The organism is Gluconacetobacter azotocaptans (genome assembly GCF_014174355.1).
Classification (GTDB): Bacteria; Pseudomonadota; Alphaproteobacteria; order Acetobacterales; family Acetobacteraceae; genus Gluconacetobacter; species Gluconacetobacter azotocaptans.
In genome coordinates this window covers 346,774-364,553 of record NZ_JABEQF010000004.1, presented here as the reverse complement: position 1 = coordinate 364,553, position 17,780 = coordinate 346,774, and the positions used below count along the sequence as shown (strand labels likewise).

Below are 17,780 nucleotides of genomic sequence, written 5' to 3'. Positions count from 1 at the left end.
CGGCCCTACAGACGGTCGTAGGGATGGATCGGACGACCCGGTTCGAACGCCGCGATATGGCAGGAGTGGTCCTCCAGTTCCTCGCCCGACGCGCGGTCCCCGGACAACGGCTTGACCACATCGTCCAGCAGGATGAAGCCGGGGCGGCCGTTGGGCCAGACCGTCCCGACCACCACCAGCGTATGTTCGTCCATCTCACGTGCCGGATCGGCCAGCGAAGCGGCCAGACGGCGGAACGGATAGGCCCCGTCCAGCGTGTCCCCGTCGATCCGCGTGGCACGATAGACATGTCCGTCCAGCAGCAGTGGCGTCCATCCCGAACCGATCTTCGGCCGCGCCCAGTGCAGCGCCACCCGGATGTTCGGGGCCAGGCAGTCGATATGGATATGAAGCTGGTTCTGCGACCGGCCGAATTTCGAATTGATCGCCAGCGCCATCGTCTCGCGCGGCATGGTGTGGCCCAGGCGGGCCAGCGACCGGTCGATCTGACGCCACGCCGCCCCAAAATAATCGGGCGCGTCCTGTGCCAGCAGGGTGCGGTCTTCGATTCCGGTGACGCGAGCGGTGGGAATCACCAGGTACTGGGCGCGGCCGGTCTTGTCCTTCAGCACCGCATAGCCCCGGTCGATATCGACCACGGCGCAGGGGGTGGGCGTGTCCTCCCCCATTTGATTGGGCACACAGCGATCGTGCACGATGGTCCACAGGACGTTCGGGTTTTCCCCGGCCTTATGGGGGCCGTTCGCCCGCGCCACCGTCAGCAGGACCCCCGCCGCCAGAAGGCCCGGCACGCAGATCGCCAGCAGGACACGCCTCATGCCGCCCCGCCTTCGACGATACGCGCAGGGATGGACAGCATGTCGCCCAGCCGGTCGAGGCGACGGCGAACGCTTTCGCCGCGCACCGCGGTGCGCCCCGCCGTCAGGTGCAGCGCCAGCCCCTGATCCGTGATCCCGATTCCCGTCCCGTCCAGAAGCTCCTCGGTGCCGCCGCAGACGGTGTAGGCCAGGCGCAGCGCCAGGCCCAGTATGACGGCATGGCGGAACTGGACATCGGTCAGCAACTGCCGCGACGGGTGCAGGAAATCCTGCCCCAGTTCGGCCTCGTACCGGATGGCGAGCGTCAGCGCCACGAACGCGCGCGCGGGGTGGTCGAAGCCCACCCCCTGCATTCGCAGAACGCGCAGATAGGTCTGCTCGGCCCGGTATTCCGGATGGTCGTACGACCCGATGTCGGACATCAGGCATGCCGCGCGCCGCAGGCGCCGCTCGACCTGCGCCTCGTCGGGAAACAGCGGGGCCGTCCAGTGCATCAGCCGGTCGGGCAGCGTGGCACTGCGTCCCAGACGGGCACACATCTCCTGCGCGACTGCTTCCTGCGGGTCTATTCCGCCCACCGATGCGGCGACGCGACGCATGTACCAGCCCTCGCGCAGGCCGTCGACGCAGAACACCAGGCTGCTCGGCTGGACCCGGCGCATCAGGCGGCGCAGCACGGTCGCGGCGAAGGGCACGTCCTCGAGACGCTTGCGCGGCGCGCCGGGCAGGCGTTCCAGGGCCCGGCGCGACGACCCGGCGATCCAGTCGCCCATCTCGCGCGCGTCGTCCTCGCCCAGCGTATACAGATGGACGATATTGAGCGGATAGTTCGTCCGCGCGATCTGCAACCGCGCCAGCGCCCGGAACGCCCCCCCCACCAGGTAAAGCGGCCGGCCGCGCACGGCGTCCAGCCACCCGACCTGTGCGATGTCGGCATCGGCGATACTGCGCGCCTTCTGCAGATCCCCCCCGGACCGGTCGCTCAGGCGGATAACACCCAGGCGCAGGGTGCAGGCATCCCGTTTCTGGCCGCCGGACAGCTGGATCAGTTCCAGCGATCCGCCGCCGATATCCGCAACCAGGCCATCGGCCTCGGGCAGGCCGCACAGCACACCGGTGGCGGAATAATCGGCTTCCTCCTCACCCGACAGGATGCGGATGGGCACGCCCGGCATGCGCGCGCGCAGGGCGGCGACAAATTCCGGACCGTTCGAGGCATCGCGTACCGCCGCCGTGGCAAGAATCTCGAACGGGTCGGCGTCCATGCCGCGGGCGATGGCGTGGAAACGGTCCATGACCTCCATCGCCATGCCGACGCCCTCCTCGTTCAGGCGGCCGGTGGTATTCAGCCCCCGCCCCAGCCGCAGGACCGATTTCTCATTGAAGATGGAGATCGGGTTGCGTGAAATCCCGTCGAACACCACCAGACGCACGGAGTTCGAGCCCAGATCGACGACGGCCGAACGGCGATGCGGCGCGACAGTCATCGGACCCCGCGCCAGGTCGGTAGCTGCGTCATGGCGACCTCCTCAATCATCGAGAATGCGGTCCTGATGGCGGGGCATCGGGGTGCTGACGCGGATGGCGGTGTCCTGGGCGGCCAGACCCCGGCCCGACAGGGACGGATTGGTCATGAAATAATCATGGGCGGAAAATGGTTTCGCACCCGGTTCCAGCCGTCTCCATACACCGTTTTGCTGCAGGATCCACGACTGCAGATTATCTTTCAGGTCCGTCACCATGATCTGGTCCAGAACCTGGGCATGCACCGTCGGGTCGCGCATGGGCACCATGCTTTCAACCCGCCAGTCCATGTTCCGCACCATCCAGTCGGCCGAGGAAATATACAGCTTGGCATGGCGCGACGGCAGGCGGTGGCCGTCGCCGAAGGCGAACACCCGGGCATGTTCCAGGAACCGCCCGACGATGGATTTGATGCGGATATTTTCCGACAGGCCCGGCACGCCGGGGCGCAGGCAGCAGATGCCGCGCACGATGCCCATGATCCGCACCCCGGCGCAGGAGGCCCGATACAGCCGGTCGATCAGGTCCGGATCGACCAGGGAATTCATCTTCAGCCAGATCTGGCCCGGCCGCCCGGCGCGGACGTGGTCGATTTCCTGCTGGATCAGATCTTCCAACGTCCGGCGGATGGTGACGGGCGAGAAGGCGATGGCCTCCATCCGCGTGGGAAGCGCGTAGCCCGTCATGTAATTGAACAGGCGGGCGGAATCCCGGGCCAGTTCGGGGTCGCAGGTGAAGAACGACAGGTCGGTATAGATCCGCGCGGTAATCGGATGATAATTTCCGGTTCCGAAATGGGCATAGGACCGCAGGGACCCGCCCTCGCGTCGCACGACCAGGCTGAGCTTGGCATGGGTCTTCAGATCGGCGAACCCGAACACGACCTGCACGCCCGCGGCCTCCAGCGCGCGGGCCAGGCGGATGTTCGCTTCCTCGTCGAAACGGGCGCGCAGTTCCACCATGGCGGTGACCGATTTGCCGGCCTCCGCCGCCTCGATCAGGGCCTTGACGATGGGGCTGTCGCGCGAGGTGCGGTACAGCGTCTGCTTGATCGCGACCACCGCCGGGTCCAGCGCCGCCTGGCGCAGGAACTGGACGACGACGTCGAAGCTTTCGAACGGATGATGGACGATCATGTCCTTCGCCCGGATGGCGGCGAAGCAATCCCCCCCGAAATCGATGATCCGCTCGGGAAAGCGCGGCGTGTACGGGGGGAACAGCAGATCCGGCCGGTCATCGCCGATCAGCTGCTTCAGGTCGACCACGCCGATCAGCCCCGGCTGGATCTCCACCTCGTCGGGCGGCACGTCCAAGTCGGCGGCGACCGCCTGGCCCAGGTCGGCCGGCATCCGGGAATCGATGTCCAGATGAATGACGACACCCCGCCGCCGACGCTTCAGGGCGGTTTCGTAGGACCGGACCAGGTCCTCGGCCTCGTCCTCGAATTCCACGTCCGTGTCGCGGATCACCCGCAGGACGCCCCACTCCCCGGCCTTCAGGCCCGGGAACAGCCGTCCGATGCATAGCGCGATCAGCTTTTCCAGCACGATGAACCGCGCGACCCCGGGGGGCGACAGCGACGCCGGCAGGCGGATGAAACGTTCGATCTGCGCCGGCAGCAGGATCATCGCGCTCATGACGAAGCGGCCGGTTTCCGCGTTCATCAACCGCATCGACAGCGCCAGCCCCATGTGGGGGATGAAGGGCAGCGGATGGGCCGGATCTATGGCCAGCGGCGTCAGCACCGGAAAGACCCGGTCCATGAAACAGGTATCAAGCCACTCGCGATCGGCATCGCTCATGCTGTCCACATCGCACAGCACGATTCCGGCCTCGGCCAGGCTCGCACGCAGATCCTTCCAGATCCGCTGCTGTTCGCGCAGCAGCCGGGCGGTACGTGCGCGCACCGCCGCCATCTGCTGGGCGGGCGTCAGGCCGTCGGGCGAACTGGCGACCAGACCCTCGCGCACCTGTCCGACCAGGCCGGCCACGCGGACGGAATAGAATTCGTCAAGATTGCCGGCGCTGATCGACAGGAAGCGCAGGCGCTCCAGCAGCGGATTACGGGGATTGTCGGCCTCCTCGACCACGCGCTGGTTGAAATCCAGCCATGACAGTTCGCGATTGATGAACCGCGCGGGGGAATGGATGTCGATGGGTGGCGGCGGGGTCGTGCCGTTCGTGGCAATCCGGCGCCGGTCCGGCGATGGCGTCGCCCGTTTGCGGACGGTGCGCCCCGCCGACGACCGCGCTTGGGGTTTCCCCGTCGGTTTTGTCAATCGTGTCTCCTGCCCCGGATCTGCCGTGCTTTTGCCAAATTTAGGCATGAACCGCCGGCATTGCCAACGCGGCGCATGATGAAGAATATAGGTCAGTCCGCCACGGTGACGCCCGGTCCCGCGTCGTGGGCCAGCATGTCCCGCAGCACGGTCATCGCAATGGCGCGCGTCACGCCCCTGCCCGACACCAGGCCCGCGTGATCCAGGCGAATTGCGGCCTCGCGCACCGAGGACGCCGTCCGTGGCAGGCGCCGCAGCAGCCAGTCGGTCACCGGCTGGCTGACGACGATCTGGCGTTCCGCCAGATGGCGCAGCAGCAGGATCCGCAACAGCGAATCCTCGGGCTGGCGAACCTCGACCGCCATGGTCGCGCGCAGGCGGCTGGCCAGGTCGGGCAGTTCCACCCCCCACCGCGCGGGCGACAGGCGGGCCGCCAGGGCCACGGGCACGGCATGTTCGCGCGCGCCGTTCAGAAGATGCAGCATGGCCCGCCGGTCGGCATATCGGTCCGCGTCATCCACGGCGACGGCCCTGACAGGCGGCTGGATGTCGCCGCCGAACAGGCGCCCCACGGTCGCTTCGCACACGTCGCGCCCGGCCAGCAGCACGGCGCCGCGCTCATGGGCCCAGATCTCCAGCAGATGGGTCTTGCCGGTGCCGGCCGCCCCCCACAGCGCCAGCCGGTGTTCCGGCCATCCGGTTTCGCCCAGCAGCCAGGCCCGGGCGGTGCCGTTGGACGGCGCCGCCACGAAATCGGCGCGGGTGAAGCGCCGGGCGTGCGCGAACGGCAGGACAAGCTGTCCGGACGGCGCCGGCCCGTCGCTTTCGTGCTTATTCTGTGCCGTCCATTCAACCACCGCTTTGCGCGCCGCCCCGCCTGCCGTAAAGGAACCCGGAGACCGTTTACCTTACCTTGCCTCATTCTTCGACCCCCACCGCGTGGGACGGGTCGATATACGGGGCGCCCTGACGACGAAGGCCCGACCGAAATGACCTCCGCCCCCTTGACCCCTCCGCCTGGAACCGGCGCCACCTACCGCGACGCGGGCGTGGATATCGAGGCCGGTGACGCGCTGGTCGATGCCATCAAGCCGGCGGCAAAAGCCACCGACCGGCGCGGCACCATGGGCGGGCTGGGCGGCTTCGGCGCCCTGTTCGACCTCAAGGCCGCGGGGTTCACCGACCCGGTGCTGGTATCCTGCACCGATGGCGTCGGCACCAAGCTGATGGTCGCCATCGAAAGCGGCCTGCACGAGACGGTCGGCATCGACCTGGTCGCGATGTGCGTCAACGACCTGGTCGTGCAGGGGGCGGAACCCCTGTTCTTCCTGGATTATTTCGCCACGGGCCGCCTGGCGGTGGCGGATGCGGCCAAGGTGGTGCGCGGAATCGCCGAGGGCTGCCGCGAATCGGGTTGCGCCCTTGTGGGGGGCGAAACGGCTGAAATGCCCGGCATGTACGGCGCCGGGCATTACGACCTTGCCGGATTCTCGGTCGGCGCGGCCGAGCGCACCGCCCTGCTGCCCGCCGACATCCGGGCCGGCGACACGCTGATCGGACTGCCGTCCAGCGGCGTGCATTCCAACGGGTTCTCGCTGGTACGGGCGGTCGTGAAGCAGACGGGCCTGGGCTGGGACGCCCCCTGCCCCTTCGCGGATGCGGCGGCCGAGGCGCCTACGCTGGCACAGGCGCTGATGACGCCCACGCGACTGTATGTGAAGATCGTGCTGGACCTGCATCGCCAGGGGTTGGTGCAGGGCGCCGCCCATATCACCGGCGGCGGCCTGCCGGGAAACCTGCCGCGCGTCCTGCCGGCGGGCGTGACGGCCGTGGTCGATGGCGCAAGCTGGTCCATTCCGCCGGTCTTCCGCTGGCTGGCGCAGGCCGGACAGGTGGATGCCGACGAAATGCTGAAGGTCTTCAATTGCGGCATCGGCATGGTCCTGATCGCCCGCGACGGTGACGCGGCGATGCGCCGCCTGGCCGAACTGGGCGAGGAAGCCTGCGTGATCGGCCATCTGGAGGCGGGAGCCGACGGGTCGGCGGCGGGCCTGCGCTTCACCACCCGGCCCGATTTTGCCGGCTGAACCCGTGACGCACGACCGGCGGGCCACGAAACGCCCCATCGCAATCCTGATCAGCGGGCGCGGCAGCAACATGCGCGCCCTGATCGACGCCTGCGCCGCGCCGGACTTTCCGGCCCGTATCGTCCTGGTGCTGAGCAATCGGCCCGATGCCCCCGGCTTGGCGGTGGCCCAGGCCGCGGGGCTGCCCACCGCGTCGGTCGATCATCGTCCCTTCCGTGGCGACCGCGAGGCGCATGAGCGCGCCATCGACGAGACCCTGCGCGCGGCGGGCGTCGAACTGGTCTGCCTGGCCGGTTACATGCGCCTGCTGACCCCGTTCCTGACCGGAGCATGGGCCGGGCGGATGCTGAACATCCATCCCAGCCTGCTGCCCGCCTTCCCCGGCCTGCACACCCACGAACGCGCGCTGGCCGCCGGGGTGAAGCTGCATGGCTGCACCGTGCATCTGGTCACCGAGGTGATGGATGACGGGCCGATCATCGGCCAGGCCGCCGTCCCGGTACACGCCGACGACACCCCCGACCGCCTGGCCGCCCGCGTGCTGCAACAGGAGCACCATCTGTATCCGGCGGCCCTACGAAAAATCCTGGAGCCGCACGGCGACGCCGCTCCGGCGACGGACCGCCTGCTGTTCCTGTAGGGCGCACATGAAAAAGGCCGGCCCAGGTGGGGCCGGCCTTTTTCATGCCGATGGTCCGGCGCCCGACGGCGCGGACCAGGGACGGATCAGGGCAGAATTTCGGTCTGCGCGAAGAAGAACGCGATCTCGTTCGTCGCATTTTCCAGGCTGTCCGAACCATGGACCGAATTCGCCTCGATGCTCTCGGCGAACTGGGCGCGGACGGTGCCCGGCGCGGCCTTCTTCGGGTCGGTGGCACCCATGACGTCGCGGTGCTTCAGGACGGCGTTCTCGCCCTCCAGAACCTGCAGCACGACCGGGCCGGAGACCATGAAGGACACTAGGTCGCCATAGAACGGACGATCCTTGTGCACGGCGTAGAACGCGCCGGCCACGGCCTCGGTCAGCTGTACGCGCTTCTGCGCGACGATCCGCAGGCCCGATTCCTCGAACACCGCGTTGATCTTGCCCGTCAGGTTGCGCCGGGTCGCGTCCGGCTTGATGATCGACAGGGTACGTTCGGTCGCCATGGGGTGGCTCCTTCTTGCTTCTCGAAATACGTCGCCAGGACCCCCTGCCCGTCCGGACCGGCGCCCCTTGCGCGCGCCATCTAGAGCATATTCCGCGAGACTGGTAGGTACAGCGTCATGAATCCTCGTCCATCGCCGCATATTCCTGGAGCCGCCGGTCCGTGAGCCTGCTCGTCATTTCCGACCTGACCCTGCGCATCGCGGGACGTACGCTGCTGGACACCGCCAGCCTGACCGTCGATCCGGGGCGCAAGATCGGCCTGGTCGGCCGCAACGGTGCTGGAAAATCCACGCTGCTGGCCGCCATCGCCGGTGACATCGCCCCGGACGGCGGGTCCATCCACCTGTCGTCGCGGGCGCGCATGGCGCGCATTCGCCAGGAAGCTCCCTCGGGCGATGCCAACCTGCTGGATACGGTGCTGGCGGGCGATGCGGAACGGACCGCCCTGCTGGCCGAGGCCGACCAGGCGCGCGATCCGGCCCGGCTGGCCGACATCCACGAACGCCTGCGCGCCATCGGTGCCGACAGCGCGCCCTCGCGGGCCGCGACCATCCTGTCCGGCCTGGGGTTCGACAGTGACGCGCAGGCCCGCCCGGTGTCGGATTTTTCCGGCGGGTGGCGCATGCGCGTGGCGCTGGCGACGGCGCTGTTCCTCAACCCCGACCTGCTGCTGCTGGACGAGCCGACGAACCATCTGGATCTGGAAGCCACGATCTGGCTGGAAAACTGGCTGGCCCGGTTTGCCGGCGCCGCGCTGATCGTCAGTCACGACCGGGGCCTGCTGGACCGCGCGGTGGATGCCATCGCCCATCTGGACCAGCGCAAGCTGTCGCTTACGCCCGGCGGATACAGCGAATTCGTCCGTATCCGGACGGAACAGGCCCTGCAGCAGGCCCGCGCGGCGGAACGCATCGCCGCCCAGCGCGCGCATATGCAATCCTTCGTCGATCGCTTCCGGGCCAAGGCCACGAAGGCGCGGCAGGCCCAGGCTCGCCTGAAGGCGCTGGAAAAGTTGCCCGTCCTCGACACCGTGGTCGAGGACGCGCCGACCCGGTTCGCCTTCCCCGAGCCGGCCCCCCTGCCGCCGCCGATGCTGGTGCTGGACCGGGTGTCGGTGGGATATGACGCCCGCCCCATCCTGTCGGACCTGTCGCTGCGGCTGGACATGGAAGACCGGATCGCCCTGCTGGGCGCCAACGGCAACGGCAAATCCACCTTCGCCAAGCTGATCGCCGGACGGCTGGCGCCGATGCGCGGCGCGGTGTCGCACAGCCCGCGCCTGCGCGTCGGCTATTTCGCGCAGCATCAGGCCGAGGAACTGCTGCCCGACGAAACCCCGGTCGATCATATGGCTCGCGCGATGCCCAAGGCGCCCCCAACCGCCGTGCGCGCGCAACTGGCCCGCTTCGGGCTGGATGCCGACCGCGCCGATACCGTGACCTGCGACCTGTCGGGCGGCGAGAAAGCGCGGCTGCTGCTGGCGCTGGCAACGCGCGACGCGCCGCATCTGCTGATTTTGGACGAACCGACCAACCATCTGGACCTGGATGCGCGCGAAGCCCTGATCCGCGCCTTGGCCGAGTTCGAGGGGGCGGTCCTGCTGATCAGCCACGATCCTCACCTGGTCGAACTGGTGGCCGACCGCCTCTGGCTGGTGGGCGACGGCACCGTCCGTCCGTTCGACGGCGACATGGCGGAGTACCGCGTCTGGCTGACCGAGCGCGCCCGGGCGGCGACCCGCCCCGCCGTCGCCACGCCCGCGCCCAAACGCGAGGACCGGCGCGAACGGGCCGAGGCCCGCAAGGCCATCGCTCCCCTGCGCCGCAAGGCCCGCGATGCCGAGGCCCGGATGACCGGCCTGGCCGGTGAACGCGCGCGGCTGGAGGCCCGGCTCGCCGACCCCACGCTCTATGCGGCCGGCCGCGCGGACGAGGTCACCTCGATCAACACCCGTCTGGCCGCCATCGGGCGCGAGGAAGCCCAGGCCGAGGAAGAATGGCTGGAAGCCGAAGCCGCGATCGAGGAGAGCGCGGCCGAATAATATCAAACGACGCGCGCCCACCCAGATATGAAAGATCGGGCGTTGCCCGAACCACCAGGGCCTGAGGCCCTGGACCTCGATCAGGGATGGCAGCGCCCCGAGGCCTCACGCGGCGGGCGCGTGAGGCCTCGGGGCGCGGCATTCATCCCGCATTCCTTTTTGTTTACGAATTGGGTCCAGGGTCCCGCTACCGGTCAGCGGCGGTCGCGTCGATCTGACCGACATCTGTCATCGGATTTTCCGGAGAATTCCTGTGGGCCCATGGAATCGACGTGCGCCGGCGGATGTGCCTACCATTGGGCCCCGACACCAATCCGGATGCCTCATGACCCTTTCCCATGCGACGGATCACCAGCCTGCCACGCAGCCTCTGCCCCCTGAGTCGCAGGAGGATGCGCGCGCTGTCCAACTCGGCAGAATTTACCAGCTGTTGCAGATCACCATCCTTCTGACCGTCCTGGTGGTCTCGATCTGGCTGATCGGCGACGTGCTGATGGTCGTATTCGCCGCGACGCTGATGGCGGTCATCCTGCACAATCTGGCTGCTATCGTCGAACGACGCCTGCGTCTGCCGTACTGGCTGGCCCTGAGCCTGGTGGTGGTGCTCCTGCTGGCCGCGATCGTCGGCCTGTTGTGGAGCAGCGGCCCTGCCATCTCGGAACAGGCGACGCGGCTGCGCATCGCCCTGACGACCCAGGCCCATTCCCTGCGCGACCAGTTGAATGCCAGTTCCCTGGGCAGGACGGTGCTGGACCATCTGCCGCAATCGTTCGGCGGCAATCAGGCCGAAAGCGGCGACAGCGGCATGGGCACGCGGATCGCGGGGTCGATGACAGGCTTCCTGTCGTCGGCTTTTGGCGCGGCGGGCACGCTGGCGGTCATCCTGATCGCGGGCCTGTATTTCGCACTGGCGCCGACGCTGTACGTCAACGGCGCGTTGCGCCTGATCCCGCCCGCCCACCGCCCCCAGGCGCGCACGCTGATGCTGACGGCGGGGCGGACGCTGTGGGCCTGGACGGCGGGCCAGGCCCTGGACATGCTGGTGGTGGGCATCCTGTCGTCGGTCGGGCTGTGGTTCATCGGCGTACCCCTGGCGCTGGCCCTGGGAATCGTCGCGGGGCTGGCCAATTTCATCCCCTATATCGGCGCGTTCATCGGCGCGGTCCCGGCCATCCTGCTGGGCCTGTCCCAGGGAACCCGCGAAGGGCTGATGGTCGCGGCCCTGTACGGCGCCATCCAGTTCTTTGAAGGCAACGTGATGGCGCCCATGATCCAGCGGCATGCCGTTCAGATGCCGCCGGGATTGACCATCCTCTCCCAGACCGTCTTCGGCACGATCCTGGGCATGCCCGGGCTGATCCTGGCCTCGCCCCTGACCGCCGCGCTGCTGGCCGTCATGGACGAGGCCACGCCCAAGCTGAAGGACGAGGACCGGGTGTAACCCCGCGTCCCGGGCGTTCAGCCCCTGGAAGGGGCAAGGAACGCCCGCACGTCCAGGCCGCGCATGCCGGCATGCGCGGCGGCGGCCAGTCCTTCCGCGCTGTCTTCCAGGACCATGCAGGCGGCGGGGGAAACGCCCAGCCGCCGCGCGGCCTCCAGAAACAGGTCGGGCGCGGGCTTCGGGCGCGCCACATCGTCGATCGTGACCACACTGTCGAACAGCGGCAGCAGGCCGGTGCAGGTCAGCGACGCCGTCACGACTTCGCGCGATCCGCTGGAGGCGACCGCCATCGGCAGTACCGCCTGGAACCGCCGCGCGACATCCGCGACCACCGCGATTTCGGTCAGGGTGTCCATGTCCGCCAGCACACCCGCCCGCGCCGCGCGCACGACGGCTGGCCGGTCCACCGGGCGGCCGATCTCGGCCTCCAGCACGTCCAGCACCATCTGTTCGGACAGACCGCCCCGCCCCCGGAACCAGTCAGGCGCTACGGAATGACCGACGACCGTGTCGAAGGCTCCCAGCCAGGCGCGCAGGTAAAGCGGCAGCGTGTCGACCAGCGTGCCGTCGCAATCGAAGATCAGCGCCTTTGTGTCCGGAGGAACGACGATCATGGGAAGGCCGATCGTTCATAGGGCTGCTGATCCACCATCCGGCGCAGGGTGGCGAAATCGTGGTCCGAGAATTTCTGGATCCGGATCACGCTGCCTGGCCGGTCTTCCAGAAAGACGGTGTCGTTCCAGTCCGCGGCGCTGATGCCGGTCCACAGGGTGATGGTGTAAGGCACCGCGTTTCCATCCTTCCCGGCCGGACGATCCGTCGTCAGGACCATCGTCGCATCGCCGCTGGACGGCGGCGTCTGGCCCAGCGGCCCCCAGCCGCCATGATGATGATCCAGCCAGTCGTTGACCGTCCGGATTTCGTCGGGCAACAGCGCGCGCTGTCTGCGCATCGGCCCGACGCTGATGGTGCCCGCCGTCATCCGGGGGAAATTGAGCGGCCGGAAATTCGGAACCGCGAACGACCACAACACTGCCGAAGTCCCGACCGTGATCGCCAGGAATCCCAGCAGGAATGCCGTTTCCCGTTTCATGTCTCGTCTCTTCTCTCGTCTTATTCGCGCACAGCCGCGATGACCCGGGCGACGTCTGCGTCCCTCAGTTCGGGGTGGATGGGCAACGCGAGAATACGGGCTGACAGATCTTCGGCAACCGGCAAAGACGTTCCGTCGTGATGGGCCTGATATGCGGGCTGCAGATGCAGGGGCCGCGGGTAATAGATCGCGGACGGCACGCCATGCGCGCGCAAGCGGGTCTGAAGGGCCGTACGCTCGGCCTCGTCCTTCGTCAGGATGGCATAGATGGCCCAGGCGCTGCGGGCGTCCGGCACCCGGGCGGGCGTCACGACCCTACCCTCCAGCCCCGAATCGTAGGCCGAGGCGATGGCCTCGCGGCGATCCAGTTCGTCCTCGAATCCGTCCAGCTTGGCCAGCAGGATGGCGGCCTGCAATGTGTCCAGCCGCCCGTTCATGCCGATGCGCAGAACCTCGTACCGGCTCTTGCCCTCGCCATGCGTGCGCAGCGACCGGTAGAGATCGGCCAGTTCGGCGTCGTCCGTCAGGATCGCCCCCCCATCGCCGTAGCCGCCCAGCGGCTTGGACGGGAAGAAGGACAGGGTCGTCGCGGTCGCCTCCCGCCCCAGCTTGCGTCCCGTCAGGGCGCCGCCGAACGATTGCGCGCAATCGTCCATCAGGAACAGGTTCTCGCGCTCGGCGATGGCGCGCAGCGCCGGCCAGGGTGCCGGCTGGCCGAACAGGTCGACGCCGATGATCGCCCGCGGGCGCAGTTTTCCATGCGCGCGGACATCGGCGATCCGACGTTCCAGGCTGGCCGGGTCGATCTGGAAGGTCCGGGGGTCGACATCGACAAAGACGGGCGTCGCATTCAGCAGCAACGGCACCTCGGCCGTCGCGGTATAGGTGAACGCCGGCAGGAACACCGCATCGCCCGGCCCGATTCCCTCGGCCATCAACACGATCTGAATCGCATCGGTGCCCGAGGACACGCCGACGCAATGCCCTGCCCCGGCATAGGCCGCCAGCGCGTGCTCCAGTTCCTCGACCTCGGGCCCCATCACGAAACGGCAATGATCCAGGACGGTGTCGATCCGCTTGCGAATCGCGTCCCCCAGCCGGGCCTGCTGGGCCGGAAGGTCGAGAAAGGCAATCGCGGGCTGGCAGGCGGACGGATCGGGGGCGGTCATGTCGTCATGGTCCTTTCGGCGTCGGTGCGCCCGGCAAACTTATCGCGCGCGTCCCCTGACGGGTTATGGGCGAATTCGGGAACGAGGCCTTCGATCAGCGCAAGGATCCGCGCGGCGTCGCCACCGTGGCAGGCCGCTTCCAGCCTGTCGATTACCGCGCCGACATCACGGCGGTCCACCCTGCGCGGGGTCGCCATCTTCAAGCCCGGATGGTCGGTGGGCACCGGGGCCTCGCGCCCATGGAAAAGTTCCTCGAACAGTTTTTCCCCCGGCCGCAGGCCGGTGAAGCGGATCGGCACGTCCTCGTCGGGGCGCAGGCCCGCCAGGCGGATCATCTGGCGGGCCAGATCGACGATCTTGACCGGCTTGCCCATGTCCAGCACGAAGATCCCGCCCTCACGCAGCAGCGTATCGGTCCCGCTGCCCTCGCGCGGGCGGATGGTGCCGCGCACGCTGGCCTGCAAAACCAAGCCGACCGCCTCGGGCACCGTCATGAAATAGCGCTGCATGTCGGGATGGGTGACCGTCAGCGGCCCACCGCGCTCCAGTTGCCGGCGAAACAGCGGCACCACCGATCCGGTCGATCCCAGCACATTGCCGAATCGCACCGTGACGCAGCGCATCGCATCGACCTGCCCCCCGGTGCGGGCCTCGACATCCAGGGCCTGGCAGTACATTTCGGCCGCCCGTTTGGAGGCCCCCATCAGGCTGGACGGGTTGACCGCCTTGTCGGTGGAAATCATCACCATCGCCCGGGTGCCGTTTCGCGCGGCCGCATCGGCGACGATCCGCGTGCCGACGACATTGGTCAGCACACCCTCGCACGGGTTGGCCTCGACCATCGGCACATGTTTCAGCGCCGCCGCGTGGAAGATCAGCTCGGGACGGTACAACGCGCAGACCTGCTCGATGCGGTCGCGATCGCGGACATCGGCCAGGATCACCTCCCGCCGGATCTTCGGCGCACGTTCCGACAGTTCCAGGTCAACCTGCCACAACGCGAATTCACCATGATCCAGCAGGATCAGACGGGCTGGTGCGTATTGCGCGATCTGCCGGGCCAGTTCCGAACCGATCGACCCCCCGGCGCCCGTCACCATGACGGTACGATCCCCCAGCAGCGCCGTCATGCCCATATGATCGAGTTCGACCTGTGGCCGGTTGAGCAGGTCCTCGATCGCCAGAGGGCGCAGTTCCAGCCGGTCGGCGGGTGTCAGGTCGGTCAGCACGGGGGTGCGCTGGACCGTGATCCCATGGCGTTCGGCGACCCGCATGACCTCCGCCAGGTTCTGGCCGCGAAAATCGATGTCGGTCACGACCAGCCGTTGGGGCGCGCCGCCATCGGCGATCACCCGCTCCAGGATATCGTCGATCGCCTGGACATGGCCCAGGATCGGAATGCCGTGGATGCGGCGGCCCGCCTGCTGGCGGCCCTGGGTCAGGATACCGATGACGCGGAATCGGGGGGCCGGGTCGCGCTCCATGGCGCGGATGAACAGGTCGGCGGCCACGTCGGCGCCGATCAGGATCACCTGACTCGACGCGTCGTACCGGGATGGACGGCGATGGGCCAGCCGATAGACGATTCGCACCCCCCCCATCAGCACCAGCAGGACCAGGGCATGGATGACCGGAAATGTGGGGCTGGGAATCGGAAAGCCGGTCAGATGAAGACCCAGCGTGAACAGGACGGCGCTGGCGATCGACGCCCCGGCAATCCCTAGCAGGTCTCCCACGCCGGAAAACCGCCAATATTGCAACGGGACCCGGAACGGCAGGCCGCTGATGACCAGCGTGATCGCCCCGCCGGCCAGAAACCACAACGGGTGCAGCAGGCCGCCATGTGGATCGGCCAGCCATCGCGCAAGCGGCGCCGACAGCGCGGCGAGCACACCATCGAGCAGAATGTTGACGACGATTCGGTTGACCGGTCGCAGCCTGTCAGCGGACTGCCGGGTGTCAGGGCATTGCGAGGCCATTATCGCGTCCGTATAGCCCAATCCCATCCATGCTAGAAGCAGCCATCATGACAAACTCCCGCGACACATGAACGATCCACTCTCCCTCATGCCCTTCGCGACTCTTCTGATCGCCACCTGGGCCTCCGCCGCCCTGATGGTCCTGGGCGCGACCCGGCTGAACGTGCTGGATCATCCCGGCCATCGCAGTTCCCATACCCGGCCGACGCCGAAGGGGGGAGGACTCGGCATCATCGCCGCCTTTGTCGTGGCGGTTCCGATTGCACGGCACCTCGACGGCCTGCCCTTCCTGTCGGTCGCCACGTTCGGCATGATCGCGGCGACGATCGTGCTGGCCGTCGTTTCGTGGCTGGACGATGTGTATCAATGGCGCCCCGCCATCAAGCTGGCCGCCCAGTTCGCCGCCGCCGCGATCCTGGTCGGGACGGGAACCCGCCTGTCCGGGGTGGCCGGCCAGGCGGGGGATATCATCCTGTCGGTGATGTGGCTGGTCTATGTGACCAACGCGGTCAATTTCATGGATGGGCTGAACGGCCTGGCGTCCGGGGCGATCATGCTCGCCTGCCTGGTCATCGCCTGCGTGGCGCCGTCCCCCGCCGTCGCCCTCCCCGCCCTGTTGCTGGCGGCGGCGATCGCGGGCTTCATCCCCTTCAATTTTCCGTCCGCGCGCATTTTCATGGGCGATGTCGGAAGCCAGGGCTGCGGCGTGCTGATCGGCGCCTTCGGCCTGATGCTTGCCGACACCCCGCCGGCGTTCGGGGCCTGGAGCGGCGTTCCGCTTCTGATGTCGGGCCTGCTCTATGACGTCACCCTGACCCTGTTTCGCCGCTGGCGGGCCGGGGCGCGCCTGACCGAGAGCCACCGCGACCATCTCTATCAACTGGCGGCCCGAGGGGGCATGCCCCCCGCACTGGTCACCCTGATCCATTGGGGGTTCGTCATATGGGGTGGGGCCCTCACTGTCGCGGTGGTGCGGGGCTGGTGCGGCCCCGTCCCGGCTCTGCTGCTGGTCCTGCCGCCGCAGATCATGTGGACGTGGCAGGTCCTTATCCGGATGCGGCGCGCGCGCGCCGGAGGGGCATGAGCCACGTCCGCCCCGAATGTTACTTGAGCAGCGTCAGCTCGAGCCCCTGCGCCGCGCCGGCCAGCCGTGCGCCCTTCGAGACCGTATCGATGCTGATCGTGACGCCGTTTCCGTTATGCAGCAACGACCCGCCGACCCCGCTGCCCAGCGTCGCCTCGCCACTTCCGGCAACGTAGGTGCCGTTGAAATCATGCAGGTGCTTCAGATTATAGACCGTACCCGTTCCTTCGATCGTGGAATAGCCGACCGCCGCGATCGACCCGCCCTTGACCGAGAACCGATAGCTATGATGCCCGTAGGTCAGGGTGCCGGACCCCCACGTCCAGCCGACGCCGACATCGGCGGATTTGGCCACCAGCCGGAGATGCCCGGAAGGGGTGCCCAGCGTATCGGCCGCCAGCGCGGGCGCGGCCAGAAGCGGAGTCGCAAGAATAGCCATAGCGGCCAAGCGTGATGCCAGTCGCATGTTCACACACCTTGATGTCTGGATAATCGAAGCCGAACGACGCGCGAACGTCACGTCCGTTCGTCAGGCGGCCCGACCATGCGATCGGGCCGGCGGCCATCCGCCCCATGCATGGGGCGGATGGCCGATACCGGCGCAGATCAGCCGGCGGCGCGACGCGGCGCGCGTTCTTCGCCCCGGGCGGCCTTGGTGGTGCGGCCCGTGGCCGGCACGCCAGCCGCCTCGTTCATGATGGAGCGCAGTTCCCGCAGGTAGGCCGCCCCCTTCAGCGTCCGCTGCACCAGGACCGAACGGCGGTCCATCGGATCGACCTTGCGGCGCGCCAGGTCGAGTTCGCCCAGACGATCCAGGGCGCGCGTGATCGCGGGCTTGGACACGTTCAGGGTCGAGGCCAGGCCCCGCACCGTGTGGGCGCCTTCCTGCAGGTAGCAGGTCAGAAAGACACCCAGCTGGCGGGCGGACAGGTCGGGCCCGTCGCGGCGCACCATGGACACCACGGTGTCGCGGAGCGTGCTGATCAACTGGTCGGATGTCGTCGAAGTCTGTGCCATTGTAAAAAACCTTTCCTGTCGGGCCACCAACAGGCCCTGCTTATCTCAGATCGGAATGCCCCTCCGGGCCCCCCGTCGTCCTGTCCTGACGGCTATAT

Annotated in this window: 16 protein-coding genes; 5 read left to right on the top strand and 11 right to left on the bottom strand. The window is 68.0% G+C overall.

The genetic code is table 11. The features are described 5' to 3' along the window. Nucleotides 1-5: 5 nt before the first annotated feature. The 4 genes from HLH34_RS07540 to HLH34_RS07525 form a co-directional block, all read right to left on the bottom strand. The gene (locus HLH34_RS07540) at nucleotides 6-818 is read right to left on the bottom strand and encodes a CDP-diacylglycerol diphosphatase (protein WP_183118971.1); all 813 of its coding nucleotides are present in this window, start codon (nucleotides 816-818) and stop codon (nucleotides 6-8) included. Continuing rightward, nucleotides 815-2,305, bottom strand: a complete 1,491-nt coding sequence (locus tag HLH34_RS07535; protein ID WP_183118970.1) for a Ppx/GppA family phosphatase — start codon at nucleotides 2,303-2,305, stop codon at nucleotides 815-817. Before HLH34_RS07535 ends, HLH34_RS07540 begins: the two co-directional genes overlap by 4 nt. Before the next feature lie 42 nt (nucleotides 2,306-2,347). Beyond that, nucleotides 2,348-4,621, bottom strand: coding sequence for an RNA degradosome polyphosphate kinase (locus tag HLH34_RS07530; RefSeq protein ID WP_220792072.1), 2,274 nt, complete (start codon nucleotides 4,619-4,621; stop codon nucleotides 2,348-2,350). 92 nt (nucleotides 4,622-4,713) lie between these two features. Beyond that, complete coding sequence (locus HLH34_RS07525; protein WP_183118969.1) at nucleotides 4,714-5,478, bottom strand: P-loop NTPase family protein; 765 nt, start codon at nucleotides 5,476-5,478, stop codon at nucleotides 4,714-4,716. A 132-nt stretch (nucleotides 5,479-5,610) separates the two neighbouring features. Here HLH34_RS07525 and purM point away from each other — a divergent pair, with 132 nt between their 5' ends. Both purM and purN read left to right on the top strand, forming a co-directional pair. Then, nucleotides 5,611-6,708 (top strand): phosphoribosylformylglycinamidine cyclo-ligase, encoded by a 1,098-nt coding sequence (gene purM / locus HLH34_RS07520; protein ID WP_183118968.1) that lies wholly within the window; start codon nucleotides 5,611-5,613, stop codon nucleotides 6,706-6,708. A 4-nt stretch (nucleotides 6,709-6,712) separates the two neighbouring features. Next, entirely contained in the window at nucleotides 6,713-7,348 is a 636-nt protein-coding gene (gene purN / locus HLH34_RS07515) for a phosphoribosylglycinamide formyltransferase (RefSeq protein ID WP_183118967.1), read from the top strand. An 86-nt stretch (nucleotides 7,349-7,434) separates the two neighbouring features. Here purN and ndk read toward each other — a convergent pair whose 3' ends face one another. Beyond that, nucleotides 7,435-7,857: a nucleoside-diphosphate kinase gene (ndk, locus tag HLH34_RS07510; RefSeq protein ID WP_183118966.1), complete on the bottom strand. Its 423-nt coding sequence runs from the start codon at nucleotides 7,855-7,857 to the stop codon at nucleotides 7,435-7,437. A 161-nt stretch (nucleotides 7,858-8,018) separates the two neighbouring features. On the opposite strand from ndk, the gene HLH34_RS07505 reads away from it, so the two are divergent. Together HLH34_RS07505 and HLH34_RS07500 are read left to right on the top strand one after the other, a co-directional pair. Beyond that, on the top strand, nucleotides 8,019-9,899 hold the full coding sequence (locus tag HLH34_RS07505; protein WP_183118965.1) for an ABC-F family ATP-binding cassette domain-containing protein: 1,881 nt from the start codon (nucleotides 8,019-8,021) through the stop codon (nucleotides 9,897-9,899). Between the two features lie 325 nt (nucleotides 9,900-10,224). Beyond that, a complete protein-coding gene (locus tag HLH34_RS07500) occupies nucleotides 10,225-11,340 on the top strand; it encodes an AI-2E family transporter (RefSeq protein ID WP_183118964.1) in 1,116 nt (371 codons plus the stop codon). Nucleotides 11,341-11,357: 17 nt separating this feature from the next. On the opposite strand, the gene HLH34_RS07495 is transcribed toward HLH34_RS07500, so the two are convergent. From HLH34_RS07495 to HLH34_RS07480, 4 genes are read right to left on the bottom strand one after another with little or no spacing between them, the layout of a single operon-like run. Continuing rightward, nucleotides 11,358-11,954 (bottom strand): HAD family hydrolase, encoded by a 597-nt coding sequence (locus HLH34_RS07495; protein ID WP_183118963.1) that lies wholly within the window; start codon nucleotides 11,952-11,954, stop codon nucleotides 11,358-11,360. After that, nucleotides 11,951-12,433 carry a hypothetical protein gene (locus HLH34_RS07490; RefSeq protein WP_183118962.1) on the bottom strand — a complete coding sequence of 161 codons (483 nt, stop codon included), beginning with the start codon at nucleotides 12,431-12,433 and terminating at the stop codon, nucleotides 11,951-11,953. The genes HLH34_RS07495 and HLH34_RS07490 overlap by 4 nt, the downstream gene beginning before the upstream one ends. A gap of 20 nt (nucleotides 12,434-12,453) precedes the next feature. Next, nucleotides 12,454-13,602, bottom strand: a complete 1,149-nt coding sequence (locus HLH34_RS07485; protein ID WP_183118961.1) for a DegT/DnrJ/EryC1/StrS family aminotransferase — start codon at nucleotides 13,600-13,602, stop codon at nucleotides 12,454-12,456. Next, a complete protein-coding gene (locus tag HLH34_RS07480) occupies nucleotides 13,599-15,581 on the bottom strand; it encodes a polysaccharide biosynthesis protein (protein ID WP_183118960.1) in 1,983 nt (660 codons plus the stop codon). The genes HLH34_RS07485 and HLH34_RS07480 overlap by 4 nt, the downstream gene beginning before the upstream one ends. A 67-nt stretch (nucleotides 15,582-15,648) precedes the next feature. Here HLH34_RS07480 and HLH34_RS07475 point away from each other — a divergent pair, with 67 nt between their 5' ends. Beyond that, nucleotides 15,649-16,665, top strand: a complete 1,017-nt coding sequence (locus HLH34_RS07475; protein WP_183118959.1) for an MraY family glycosyltransferase — start codon at nucleotides 15,649-15,651, stop codon at nucleotides 16,663-16,665. Nucleotides 16,666-16,684: 19 nt separating this feature from the next. Here HLH34_RS07475 and HLH34_RS07470 read toward each other — a convergent pair whose 3' ends face one another. Continuing rightward, complete coding sequence (locus HLH34_RS07470) at nucleotides 16,685-17,131, bottom strand: hypothetical protein (protein ID WP_183118958.1); 447 nt, start codon at nucleotides 17,129-17,131, stop codon at nucleotides 16,685-16,687. A gap of 140 nt (nucleotides 17,132-17,271) precedes the next feature. Continuing rightward, nucleotides 17,272-17,682 (bottom strand): MarR family transcriptional regulator, encoded by a 411-nt coding sequence (locus tag HLH34_RS07465; RefSeq protein WP_183118957.1) that lies wholly within the window; start codon nucleotides 17,680-17,682, stop codon nucleotides 17,272-17,274. Nucleotides 17,683-17,780: the final 98 nt, after the last annotated feature.